Source organism: Flavicella sp. (assembly GCF_037132785.1).
GTDB lineage: Bacteria > Bacteroidota > Bacteroidia > Flavobacteriales > Flavobacteriaceae > Flavicella.
In genome coordinates this window covers 1-13340 of sequence record NZ_JBAHZZ010000055.1, presented here as the reverse complement: position 1 = coordinate 13340, position 13340 = coordinate 1, and the positions used below count along the sequence as shown (strand labels likewise).

Annotated in this window: 9 protein-coding genes; 7 read left to right on the top strand and 2 right to left on the bottom strand. The window is 32.6% G+C overall.

The features are described 5' to 3' along the window. Positions 1–35: 35 nt before the first annotated feature. The 5 genes from rplQ to V5787_RS03335 all read left to right on the top strand — a co-directional run bounded on the left by rplQ (position 36) and on the right by V5787_RS03335 (position 5720). Positions 36–515, top strand: a complete 480-nt coding sequence (rplQ, locus tag V5787_RS03355; RefSeq protein ID WP_336891863.1) for a 50S ribosomal protein L17 — start codon at positions 36–38, stop codon at positions 513–515. Positions 516–683: 168 nt separating this feature from the next. After that, on the top strand, positions 684–1781 hold the full coding sequence (gene carA, locus V5787_RS03350; RefSeq protein WP_336891862.1) for a glutamine-hydrolyzing carbamoyl-phosphate synthase small subunit: 1098 nt from the start codon (positions 684–686) through the stop codon (positions 1779–1781). 159 nt (positions 1782–1940) lie between these two features. Then, entirely contained in the window at positions 1941–3230 is a 1290-nt protein-coding gene (eno, locus tag V5787_RS03345) for a phosphopyruvate hydratase (protein WP_336891861.1), read from the top strand. 299 nt (positions 3231–3529) lie between these two features. Next, complete coding sequence (locus V5787_RS03340) at positions 3530–4816, top strand: citrate synthase (protein WP_336891860.1); 1287 nt, start codon at positions 3530–3532, stop codon at positions 4814–4816. Between the two features lie 55 nt (positions 4817–4871). Then, entirely contained in the window at positions 4872–5720 is an 849-nt protein-coding gene (locus tag V5787_RS03335) for an arginine deiminase-related protein (protein ID WP_336891859.1), read from the top strand. Between the two features lie 31 nt (positions 5721–5751). Here V5787_RS03335 and V5787_RS03330 read toward each other — a convergent pair whose 3' ends face one another. Beyond that, entirely contained in the window at positions 5752–8292 is a 2541-nt protein-coding gene (locus V5787_RS03330) for an ATP-dependent Clp protease ATP-binding subunit (protein ID WP_336891858.1), read from the bottom strand. 259 nt (positions 8293–8551) lie between these two features. Here V5787_RS03330 and gyrA point away from each other — a divergent pair, with 259 nt between their 5' ends. Both gyrA and V5787_RS03320 read left to right on the top strand, forming a co-directional pair. Then, a complete protein-coding gene (gene gyrA, locus V5787_RS03325) occupies positions 8552–11092 on the top strand; it encodes a DNA gyrase subunit A (protein WP_336891857.1) in 2541 nt (846 codons plus the stop codon). 17 nt (positions 11093–11109) lie between these two features. Beyond that, positions 11110–12363 carry a tetratricopeptide repeat protein gene (locus tag V5787_RS03320; protein ID WP_336891856.1) on the top strand — a complete coding sequence of 418 codons (1254 nt, stop codon included), beginning with the start codon at positions 11110–11112 and terminating at the stop codon, positions 12361–12363. A 113-nt stretch (positions 12364–12476) separates the two neighbouring features. Here V5787_RS03320 and V5787_RS03315 read toward each other — a convergent pair whose 3' ends face one another. Then, complete coding sequence (locus V5787_RS03315; RefSeq protein ID WP_336891855.1) at positions 12477–13019, bottom strand: DUF4494 domain-containing protein; 543 nt, start codon at positions 13017–13019, stop codon at positions 12477–12479. Between the last annotated feature and the right edge of the window lie 321 nt (positions 13020–13340).

The window sequence follows — 13340 nt, the reverse complement described above, 5'->3', positions numbered from 1 at the left end:
TGAGTAGAGCAAGATGAAAGTATAAAACAAAAGTCATGAGACACGGAAAAAAATTCAACCACTTAGGGAAACAAACAGCGCATAGAAAGTCTATGTTATCTAATATGGCATGTTCATTAATTGAACATAAACGTATTAATACTACAGAAGCTAAAGCGAAAGCATTACGTCAGTTTGTTGAACCTATCATTACGAAATCTAAAAACGATACTACACATAATCGTAGATTGGTTTTTAGTGTTTTGAGAAACAAATATGCTGTAACTGAATTGTTTAAAGAAGTTTCAGTTAAGGTTGCTGATCGTCCAGGAGGATATGTTCGTATCATTAAGTTAGGAAACCGACAAGGAGATAATGCTTCTATGTGTATGGTGGAATTAGTTGATTACAACGATGTTTACAATCCAAATGGTGCTAAGAAGAAAAAGACAACTCGTAGAGGAAGAAAAAAAGAGGATGCTACTGTAGCTGCTGATACTTCGACTACTGAGGAAACTAAATCTTCTGAAGACTAAGATGTTATATCAATAACAATTAAAAAAAGGATAAACTAAATTTTAGTTTATCCTTTTTTTATATACCATAAGGTAATTTAAAGTGCATTGATTACCTTTGCACAACGAAAAAACACATTATAATTTTGAGTTGAAACAAAAGTTTTAACGAACGTTGATCTTATACTTATGAATTACAAGAATTTAAAAAGGGCAATTTTATTATTAGAAGATGGAACTATATTTGAAGGAAAATCCATTGGTATTGATGGAACTTCATTTGGAGAGGTTTGTTATAATACAGGAATGACTGGTTACCAAGAAATTTTTACTGATCCTTCTTATTCTAAACAATTGATGGTTACAACCAACGCTCATATTGGGAATTATGGGGTAAATGATGATGAGGTTGAGTCTGACGGAATTACTATAGCTGGATTGATTTGCCGTAATTTTAGTTTTCCTTATTCAAGAGAAAGATCTTCTGGTTCTTTGGAGGATTATTTAAAAAAGCACAATTTATTAACTATTACTGATGTCGATACCAGAGCTGTTGTAAGTTATATTAGAGATAAAGGGGCTATGAATGCTGTTATTTCTACGGATACGGATATTGAATCTTTAAAAGAAAAACTGAAGAGTGTTCCAAACATGGTAGGTTTAGATTTGGCTTCCGAAGTGTCAACGAAGGAGCCGTACTATTATGGTGATGAAAATGCTAAATATAAAATTTCAGTATTAGACTTGGGTATTAAAAAAAATATTTTAAGAAATTTCGCAAAAAGAGATTGTTATATTAAAGTTTTTCCAATTACTTCTAGTTTTTCTGACTTAAAGTCATTTAAACCAGATGGTTATTTTTTGCCTAATGGACCTGGAGATCCTGAGCCATTAAAAAATGCGCAAAAGGTAGCATCTGAAATTATTGAAAAAGATTTGCCTTTATTTGGGATTTGTTTAGGTCATCAAATTATTGGATTATCTCAAGGTATTTCGACAAAGAAGATGCATAATGGTCATAGAGGTATCAACCACCCAGTAAAGAATTTAATTACAGGGAAAGGTGAAATAACTTCTCAAAATCATGGTTTTGTAATTGATAGAGATTCATTAGAAGGAAATGATAAAGTAGAAGTAACTCATGTCCATTTAAATGATAATACAATTGCTGGTATTCGTATAAAAGATAAAAATTGTTTTTCCGTACAATATCACCCAGAAGCAAATCCTGGGCCACATGACTCCTCGTATCTATTTGATCAATTTATAGAAAACTTAAAAAAGTAATTTTCTTAACATTTTTTTTCATTATCGATGGTCAAATAAGTTGTAAATTGTTATGACTTACGAATACGATTTAGGAAATAAAGTATAATATAGTAAGAATTATATATGTGCTTTTGTAAATTGCATATAAATTAAGAATAAACTAAAAATAAAAATAAAATGAGCGTAATTATTAGCATTCATGCACGTCAGATTTTTGACTCGAGAGGAAACCCTACCGTTGAAGTAGATGTTATTACAGAAAGTGGAGTATTAGGTAGAGCAGCAGTTCCTTCTGGAGCTTCTACTGGAGAGCACGAAGCTGTAGAATTAAGAGACGGTGGATCTGATTTTATGGGTAAAGGTGTTTTAACTGCAGTAAATAATGTTAACACTGCTATTGCTGAAGAATTATTAGGATTCTCTGTGTTTGAGCAAAATTCAATTGATCAAGCAATGATTGATTTAGATGGTACTCCAAATAAATCTAAATTAGGTGCTAATGCAATTTTAGGTGTTTCTTTAGCAGTTGCTAAAGCAGCAGCAAATGAATTGAATCAACCATTATATCGTTATATCGGTGGAGTAAGTGCTAATACACTTCCTGTACCAATGATGAATATTGTAAATGGTGGTTCTCATTCTGATGCTCCAATTGCATTCCAAGAATTTATGATTATGCCTGTAATGGCAAAGTCTTTTTCTCATGCTTTGAAGATTGGAACAGAGGTATTCCATAATTTATCAAAGATTTTACATGATAGAGGTTTGAGCACTGCAGTTGGTGATGAAGGTGGATTTGCTCCAGCTTTTGAAGGAACAGAAGATGCAATTGAAACGGTATTATTAGCAATTGAAAAAGCTGGATATAAACCAGGGGAAGAAGTTATGTTAGCACTTGATTGTGCTGCGGCTGAATTCTTTGAAGATGGAAAATATAACTATGCTAAATTCGAAGGAGAAAATGGTGCAGTAAGAACTTCTGTGGAACAAGCTGATTATTTAGCTGAATTATCAGTTAAATACCCTATTATATCTATCGAAGATGGTATGGATGAAAATGACTGGGCAGGTTGGAAATACTTAACTGAGAAAATTGGTGATAAAGTACAATTGGTTGGTGATGATTTATTTGTTACTAATGTTGAGCGTTTATCTAGAGGTGTTGAAGAAGGTATTGCAAACTCTATCTTAATCAAAGTTAATCAAATAGGTACTTTAACTGAAACGATTGCTGCTGTAAATATGGCTAAGAATGCTGGATTTACTTCTGTAATGTCGCATAGGTCTGGTGAAACAGAAGATAATACAATTGCTGATTTAGCAGTTGCTTTAAATACGGGACAAATTAAGACTGGTTCTGCCTCTAGATCTGATCGTATGGCTAAATACAATCAATTATTAAGAATTGAAGAAGAATTGGAAGGTCAAGCTTATTATCCGCAGGATAAAGCTTTTAATTTTAAATAATTGTCTTCTAGAGAGATTAGAAACCGTTTCTTTTAAAGAAGCGGTTTTTTTATGCCTTTTGTTTTAGTTGTGATTATTGAACGTAGTTTTTAATTTTGTGTGTTTATATTATGATATTGTAAACATTTACCGAATAATGGTCCATTTACATTAACGTATTAGGGCTTAGGTGCTTTTATTTTGATGAATTCTTGAAAATAGGCTTTTTTATTTCGATTTTGTCTGTGGTAAAAACAATCAATTTTATGTAAATTTGCAACTCTTAGTAATTAAACCAAGGAAATAATATAAAAATAAACATGTCTGATACAGCTAAATTAATTGTAAACGGTAAAGAATACGAATTTCCTTTGTTAAGAGGAACAGAAAACGAATTGGCTATTGATGTAAAATCGTTAAGAGCAGCTACTGGAGGGCTTATAACTTTGGACTCAGGATATAAGAATACTGGGTCTTGTGAGAGTGCGATTACTTTTTTAGATGGTGAAAAAGGAATTTTAAGATATAGAGGTTATTCTATCGAAGAATTAGCTGAAAAATCTAATTTTCTTGAAACGTCTTATTTATTGATTTTTGGAGAATTACCTTCTTCTGCTGAGTTGAAAAAATTTCACGATGATATTTTAGCGCAATCACTAGTTGATGAAGATGTAAAAAAGATTTTAGATGGATTTCCAAAATCCGCACATCCAATGGGTGTGGTTTCAGCTTTAACAAGTTCTCTTATCGCATTTAATCCAGAGTCAGTGAATATTGAGTCTCGTGAAGATATGTACGACGCAATTGTTATGTTGCTAGCTAAGTTTCCTGTATTGGCGGCATGGACTTTACGTAAAAAACAAGGTTTGCCATTGGATTATGGTGATGTTCGTTTAGGTTATGTTGAAAACCTTTATAAAATGATGTTCAACAAGCCGAACGATATATTTGAAATCAATCCTGTTGTATTAAATGCACTAGATAAATTATTGATTTTACATGCCGATCATGAGCAAAACTGTTCTACTTCTACTGTAAGAATCGTCGGTTCTTCTCATGCTGGTTTATTTGCATCTATTTCTGCAGGGATTTCGGCTTTATGGGGGCCATTACATGGAGGTGCTAACCAAGCAGTAATTGAAATGTTAGAAGATATTAAAAGAGACGGTGGCGATTACAATAAATACATAGCCAAAGCAAAAGATAAAAATGATCCTTTCCGTTTAATGGGATTTGGACATAGAGTATATAAAAACTTTGACCCAAGAGCCAAGATTATTCAAGAAGCTGCTGAGGAAGTGTTGAATGATTTAGGAGTTAATGATCCTGTATTGGAAATTGCTAAAGGTTTAGAAAAAGTTGCTTTAAATGATGAGTACTTCAAATCACGTAACTTGTACCCAAATGTTGATTTTTACTCAGGTATTATTTACAGAGCATTAGGAATTCCTGTTGAAATGTTTACAGTTCTATTTGCGATTGGAAGACTTCCTGGATGGATTGCTCAATGGAAAGAAATGAGAGTTAACCATGAACCAATTGGAAGACCTCGTCAATTATATGTTGGTGAAACTTTAAGAGGTTTTACTCCTATCGAAAAGAGATAAATATTAATAGTATATTTAAAACCCATAGAGTTTCCTATGGGTTTTTCAATTTAATATGATGAATCTGATAAGTAATGCGTTTTTAGTAGTTCGACCTTTAGAAAAAAGAAATAAATTAATTGATGAGTACAACCTAATAATTGAAGGTTTAAGGAGTAAAGGAATAAATATTATTGAATTAACTTCTAAGGAACATCTTTTGAGTACTAAGTATTTGTGTTCAGGTCATTGGATTTCCTCCCTAGGAAAGGGAGTAGTAGTTGTTTATCCAATGTCTAGTTTGGGAAGACAGCAAGAAAGAAACGATTTGGTTTTTGATCTTCTAGGTAGAAAGGGCTTTAAAATTAATGATGTTGTAGATTTTACAGAAGCTGAAAATGAAGGTTTCTTTTTAGAAGGGACTGGGAGTATTGTGTTAGATCGATTAAATTGTGTAGCTTATGTAAGTGTTTCTAAATGCTCTGATGAAGAATTGTTTGTTGAATTTTGTGAAGAGTTGGAATTTACTCCTGTTATTTTTAGGTCTAGTTATTCAGATGGATTGGAAGTGCTTCATACTTCTAGAATTCTTACTGTGACGGAAAGTTTTTCTATTGTTGCATCTTGCATGGTGAAAGATAAAAAAGAAAGAAAAATGCTGTCTTTACAGTTAAAAAAATCAGGTAGAGATCTTATTTATATTTCTGAGCAACAAGTAGAAAATTATGTTACCGATATCAAACAAGTCAAAAACGATAAGGGAGATTCGTTTGTTGTAATGTCAAAATCTATTTTTGATAGTTTATATACTGATCAAAAAAACACTTTGGGTAAGCATGGCGAATTTCTAGTGTTTGATTGTCGTGAAATAGAAAGACAGGGTAAGCATAGTATAGGTTCTATCTTAAATGATATTTTTAGTTAAATAAAAAAAGAGCCTCAAAGGCTCTTTTTTGTTATGCTATTGTTTCTTTTTTTTTCTCTATTTTGACTGTGAGTTTATTTGTTTCCTTGTCGAGATCCATAATTATTGTATCTCCTTCTGTTAGTTTTGAGCTGACAATTTCTTCTGCTAGAGTATCTTCTACATATTTTTGGATTGCGCGTTTTAAAGGTCTTGCTCCGTAATTTTTATCAAATCCTTTTTCCGCAATATAATTTATTGCAGTATTACTTAGAGTAAGTGTGTATCCTAAATCTGAGACTCTGTCAAGAAGTTTTTTTAATTCGATTGTTATAATCTTATGAATATCATCTTTGTCAAGCGAATTAAAAATAATGACATCATCTATTCTATTTAAGAATTCTGGTGCGAACGATTTTTTAAGAGCATTTTCTATAATTCCTCTTGCATGGTCATCAGCTTGTTCTGCTTTAGAGGCAGTTCCAAAACCTACACCACCACCGAAGTCCTTTAGTTGACGGGCTCCAATATTTGATGTCATAATAATAACGGTATTTCTAAAATCTATTTTTCTCCCTAGGCTATCCGTAACAAACCCTTCATCTAAAATTTGCAATAACATATTGAAAACATCTGGATGTGCTTTTTCTATTTCGTCTAAGAGAACTACAGCATATGGTTTTCTTCTTATTTTTTCTGTTAATTGCCCTCCTTCTTCGTAACCAACATATCCAGGAGGAGCTCCGATTAATCTTGAAATAGAGAATTTTTCCATGTATTCACTCATGTCTATTCGAATCAAAGAATCGCTTGAATCAAATAACTCACTAGCTAATATTTTTGCTAATTGTGTTTTTCCAACCCCAGTGGAACCTAAGAAAATAAATGACCCAATAGGTTTATTAGGGTCTTTTAGTCCAATTCTATTACGTTGAATAGCTTTTACTACTTTAGCTACTGCATTGTCTTGTCCGATTATTTTACTTTTTATTTTTATAGGTAATTCTCCAAGTCTATTGCTTTCCGCTTCCGCTACACGATTTACAGGAATACCTGTCATCATAGATACAACTTCTGCAACATTATCTTCGGTTACGGTTTGCTTGTTCTCTTTAGAGTCCTTGTCCCATTGATCTTGAGCTGATTTTAATGCCGCCTCAATGTTTTTTTCGTCATCTCGTAACTTTGCTGCTTCTTCGTATTTTTGACGGTTTACAGCATTGGTTTTGTTTGTTTTAATCTCTTCAAGCCTGCTTTCTAATTCAAGAATTTGTTGAGGTACAACAATATTAGTAATATGAATTCTAGATCCAGCTTCATCTAAAGCATCAATTGCTTTGTCTGGAAGAAACCTGTCTGTCATATATCGATTTGTCAATTTCACACATGCTTCAATTGCCTCTGGAGTATAAATTACATCGTGATGATCTTCGTATTTTTCCTTGATATTGTGCAGTATTTGAACAGTTTCTTCAATAGATGTAGGTTCTACAATGATTTTTTGAAAACGTCTTTCTAGTGCTCCGTCTTTTTCAATGTTTTGACGATATTCATCGAGAGTTGTCGCTCCAATACATTGAATTTCACCTCTAGCTAAGGCTGGTTTTAACATGTTAGAAGCGTCTAATGATCCAGTTGCTCCTCCTGCTCCGACTATGGTGTGAATTTCATCGATAAATAAAATTATATCTTCATTTTTTCTAAGTTCATTCATCAATGCTTTCATTCGTTCTTCGAATTGACCACGGTATTTGGTTCCAGCAACTAAGCTAGCTAGGTCTAATGAGATGATACGTTTGTTGAACAATATTCTAGATACTTTTCTTTGCACGATTCTCAAAGCAAGTCCTTCTGCAATAGCGGATTTACCAACACCAGGTTCACCAATTAACATTGGGTTGTTCTTTTTTCTTCTGCTTAGTATTTGAGATACACGTTCAATTTCTTCTTTTCTACCAACAACAGGATCTAATTGGTCGTTTTCCGCCATAATAGTCAAGTCTCTACCAAAATTGTCTAAAACTGGAGTTTTAGATTTTGTAGGTGATTTCGTTTTTGACGATTGTGACTCAAATGGATTATGCTTGTTATCTGCGAAATCATCGTCTTGACTGTTTTCAGCAGTTGGTAATTCAGGAAGGTGATCGGTGTCATCGTTCAAATGTTTAAACATGGATTTAACATCATTATAATTGATTTCAAAATTGTTTAAAATTTTAGTAGTTGGGTCATTTTCGTTTCTTAAAACACAGAGTAGAAGGTGTGCTGTATTTACAGCATTATCTTGATATAGTTTTGCTTCTAAGAAAGTCGTTTTTAGTGCTTTCTCAGCTTGCCTAGTTAAATGTAATTTTTTCTTCTCTATATTTTGATTCACTGATGGCTCTGCTGGGTTCAGTGATTCTATTTTTTTCTTTAAATAATCTAGATTGATATCTAGAGATGTCATTATGTCAATAGCTTTCCCTTCAGCCTTTCTAAGAATTCCTAAAATTAAGTGTTCTGTGCCGATAAAATCATGGCTCAGTCTTAACGCTTCCTCTTTACTGTATCCTATAACATCCTTTACTTTTTGCGAGAAATTATCGTCCATAGTTTTTGATTTGATTAGGTAAATTTAGTAGAAATTTTCATAAGAAATTACAAAAACTTGTTTGTAATTAGCAAATAAAGCAATAATTAACATTTTCTTTTGGAAAAACACTGATTATCAGTTGAATATGTGGTGTTGGGAATCATGGTTAAATGTTGATAACTCTATTTAAATGAAAACACTGTATTTGTTGCCAAAAACAGTAAAAATTGTATCTTGCTATTCAGAAAAAAGATAACCTAAAACTAAATATATTTATATGGCAGACGGAGAAAAGTTGATACCTATTAATATTGAAGAACAAATGAAATCGGCATATATTGATTATTCAATGTCGGTAATTGTTTCGAGAGCATTACCAGATGTTAGAGATGGTCTAAAACCCGTACATCGTAGAGTGCTATTTGGGATGCATGAATTGGGTATTAAAGCAACTGGATCTTATAAAAAATCAGCTAGAATTGTTGGAGAAGTATTAGGGAAGTTTCATCCTCATGGAGATACTTCTGTTTATGATGCGATGGTTCGTATGGCTCAAGATTGGAGTGTTCGTTATTTAATGGTTGATGGACAAGGAAATTTTGGTTCTGTTGATGGGGATAGTCCTGCAGCAATGAGATATACCGAAGTTCGAATGAAAAAAATATCTGAAGATATGTTAGCAGATATTGAAAAAGATACTGTGGACCATAAGTTAAACTTCGATGATACTTTAAAAGAACCAACCGTTTTACCAACTCGAATTCCAACATTATTGGTCAATGGGGCTTCTGGTATTGCTGTGGGAATGGCTACAAATATGCCTCCACATAATCTTACAGAGGTGGTTAGTGGTACGATTGCTTATATAGAAAATAGAGATATAGAAATTGATGAATTAATGCAATACATCAAAGCTCCTGATTTTCCTACGGGAGGGATTCTTTATGGCACTGAGGGAATTAAAGAGGCTTTTCATACAGGGAGAGGTAGAATAATTATGCGCGCCAAAGCGACTTTTGAAGAAGTTAAAGGACGAGAATGTATTATTGTTACTGAAATTCCATATCAGATTAATAAAGCAGAAATGATTAAGAAAACTGCTGAGTTGGTCAATGAAAAAAAATTAGATGGAATTGCAAATATCCGTGATGAGTCTGACAGAACTGGAATGAGAATTGTTTATATTTTAAAGCGTGATGCAATTCCTAATATTGTTTTGAATAAATTATTTAAATATACATCACTTCAAACTTCGTTTAGTGTAAATAATATTGCATTAGTAAACGGACGTCCTGAAATGTTGAACTTAAAACAAATGATTCATTATTTTGTTGAACATCGACATGAAGTTGTTGTTAGAAGAACAGAATTTGAATTAAGGAAAGCTGAAGCAAGAGCCCATATCCTTGAAGGTCTTATAATTGCTAGTGATAATATTGATGAAGTTATTGCACTTATCAAAGGGTCTGATAATGCAGATCAAGCTCGTGTTAAATTGATCGAAAGATTTGATTTGACAGAAATTCAAGCGAAAGCTATCGTTGAAATGCGTTTGCGTCAATTGACAGGTCTTGAGCAAGATAAGTTAAGAAGTGAATATGATGATATTATGCTTTTAATTATTGATTTAAAAGATATTTTGGCTAGTGAGATTAGAAGAATGAATATCATAAAAGATGAGTTAATTGACGTAAGAAGCAAATACGGTGATGAGAGAAGGTCTCAAATTGAATTTGGAGGTGCTGACATGAAAATTGAAGATATGATTCCTGATTCTCAGGTAGTTGTAACTATTTCTCATGCGGGCTATATAAAGAGAACATTACTATCTGAATACAAAACTCAAAATAGAGGAGGTAGAGGACAGAAAGGAGTTTCTACTAGAAGTGAAGATTTCTTAGAGCACTTATTTGTTGCGACTAATCATCAATATATGATGTTCTTTACTCAAAAAGGAAAAGTATTCTGGATGCGTGTTTATGAAATCCCAGAGGGAGGAAAGGTAGCGAAAGGACGTGCCTTACAGAACTTAATCAATATCAAAAATGATGATAAAGTAAAAGCATTCTTAGTGACTCAAGATCTGAAAGATCAGGATTATATCAATAGTCATTATATTATTATGGCAACTAAAAAAGGTCAGGTTAAAAAGACCTTATTAGAGCAGTATTCTAGACCTAGAGCAAATGGTATTGCCGCAATTACTATTAAAGATGGTGATGAATTGTTAGAGGCAAAACTTACTACAGGTGACAGTCAAGTAATGTTAGCTTTAAAATCAGGTAAATCAATTCGTTTTGAAGAAGAGAAAACACGGCCAATGGGACGTGGAGCTTCTGGAGTTAGAGGTATTACCTTAGCTCATGAAAATGATGAAGTTATTGGAATGATAGCCGTGAATGATATGGAAAGTAACATTCTAGTTGTTTCTGAGAAAGGATATGGGAAACGATCTAAGCTTGAGGATTATAGAATTACAAACAGAGGAGGGAAGGGTGTTAAAACTTTAAACATTTCTGAAAAGACAGGAAATTTAGTGGCTATTAAAAACGTGAATGATGAAGATGACTTAATGATTATTAATAAGTCAGGTATTACAATACGTCTTGCTGTAGGAGGCCTTAGGGTTATGGGTAGAGCTACGCAAGGTGTAAAGTTGATCAATATCAAAGGAAAAGATTCTATTGCAGCAGTAGCCAAAGTGATGCATGAAGAGGAAGTTGAAGATGCAGACGTTGTTGATACTGATGAGGCTACAGGGACTATTGATACTGATGAAGAAAATAACGGAGAAATAAATCAAAATTCGAAAGAATAAATATAAATTTTTAACTAATGAAAAATAAATTATCCCTACTGATTATGCTAGCACTTAGTGTATCAGTTTTTGCTCAGAAAAAAGAATTAAAAGAAGCAGAAAAATCTTTAAAAAAGAAGGAGTATACGGCTGCAATAGAGCAATTGAAAGTTGTTGAGCCTCTATTGGAAAATGCCAAAGACAAACTGAAACAAAAATACTACTATTTGAAAGCAAAGTCTATTTATGGTGATGGTGAAAATAGAGAAAACACCAAGTCAGCAGCTATAGCTTTCAAAGAACTAATTGCTTTTGAAAAGAAAATAGGTTCTGATAAGTACCTTAATGAATCAGAGGTTTTTTTGAGTGATTTTATTCAAGAAACTGCAAAGTCAGGGTCAGAATCATATGGTGATAAAAACTACAAGCAAGCAAGTATTCAATTTGAAGAGGTTTATATGTTTAGTAAAAAGGATACTTCTTTTTTAGACAATGCAGCTCTGTCTGCTTATTACGATAATGACTATGATCGTTCGATCATGTTGTATAAGAAATTATTGGAATTAGAGTATACAGGGATTTTTAAGAAATTTAGAGCTAAAAATGTTGTGGATAATGAATACTTGAATTTTGGAACTAAAGTAGAAATGGACAGACAGGTTCTTATGAAGGTAGCTATAGAGCCAGAAGTTATTATGACTAAATCAAGAACTGGAGATATAGCAAAAAACATTGCGTTGAGTTATATCGCAAAAGGTGATGATCAGGCTGCATTAGATGCAATTGCTAAGGCGAAAAAATCTTTCCCGAATGATTATACACTCGTTATAAGTGAAGCAAATATTTATTATAAATTAGGGGATAATGAAAAATTCTTAGCAGGTTTAAAAGAAGCGATATCTATTCAGCCCAATGACCCACAATTGTATTATAATGTTGGAGTTATTACCTTAGAAGAAGGATATCTTGAAGAATCATTAGAGTCATTTAAAAAAGCGGTTGAATTAAAACCAGACTATGCAGATGCTTACAATAACATAGGTGTCGTAATCTTGGAAAAAACAAAACCGATAATTGATGAAATGAATGAAAACTTATCAAACTTTAAAAAGTACGATGAACTTTATTTAAAACAAAAAGAGGTATATAAAGAAGCATTACCTTACTTTGAAAAATCTTTAGAGTTGCAACCTAATAGCGAAGGGACTTTGAATACTTTGGTTGGTTTGTATGAACTTCTTGAAATGTATGATAAACAAAAAGAAACAACAGCAAAGATAGATTCTTTATAAGAACAGAAACTGTTTTCAATATAAAAATAGCCCAGTGTGATATCACTGGGCTATTTTTATTTTAGATGATGTGTTACTCGGGTTATTTATTATTGAAAATCTACCATCGTTGATTAATCCTGAATCTCTTCTTTCTCATTTATAGCGTTTTCGTTGTTTCCTTCAAAAGAATCATTTGGTTCTAGTGGGCGTAGATTTTCAGGAACTTCTTCGTTTAAAGGAGCTTCTTTTTCTCCGTCGTAATAAGGGAATACATCTAAAATAGGAGACTCTACCACACTTGGAATTTCAAAATTACTAACAGTATCAGCTAAGCTTGCAGCTAAAATATCGTAAGCATCTTTTACATCGTTTGCTTGTACAAGTATATAAGAGTTTGCTCTTTTTTCAGAACCTTTTTCTTCATCTAAAGTAATACAAGATAATTTGCATTTAAACCACCTATCTCCTGCTTCATTTGGACAGATTTCTGCAAAGTTTGCTACTTTGATATTTGTGATTTTAAACTCAGTAGAGATGTACTGAACCATTTCTTCATTTACTCTTGCTTCGGCTTCTGTAAAAGACATAGCGTCAAATAAATAAGGTTGGTTGAATGTTTTTACTCTGTCATCTTCGTCAATTCGGCTATATTTTATTTTACATTCGTACCACATAGTTATTTGATTTTTAATTAATTTTTTGAAGAACAAATATAATCTTTTGACTTAGATAGTTTGAGTAACAAAGCTAAAATATTTATAAAGAAGGTGTTTATAATTACCACTCAGGGAAGACTCACACTTTTATTAACCTCTCATCTATATATCGTTAGTTTTACGCAGCATATTTTATTCTGTGATGTTTAAAATATTTGACTACCCTTTTGCTATCATTTTGAAGTGTTTTCATGTGATTTTCTAAATTTTCCTTCATCTTTTCTTGTGTCTTAGGAGGTGGTTTATCAGAGAGTCCATATTTTAAATCGGAGTTAAGAT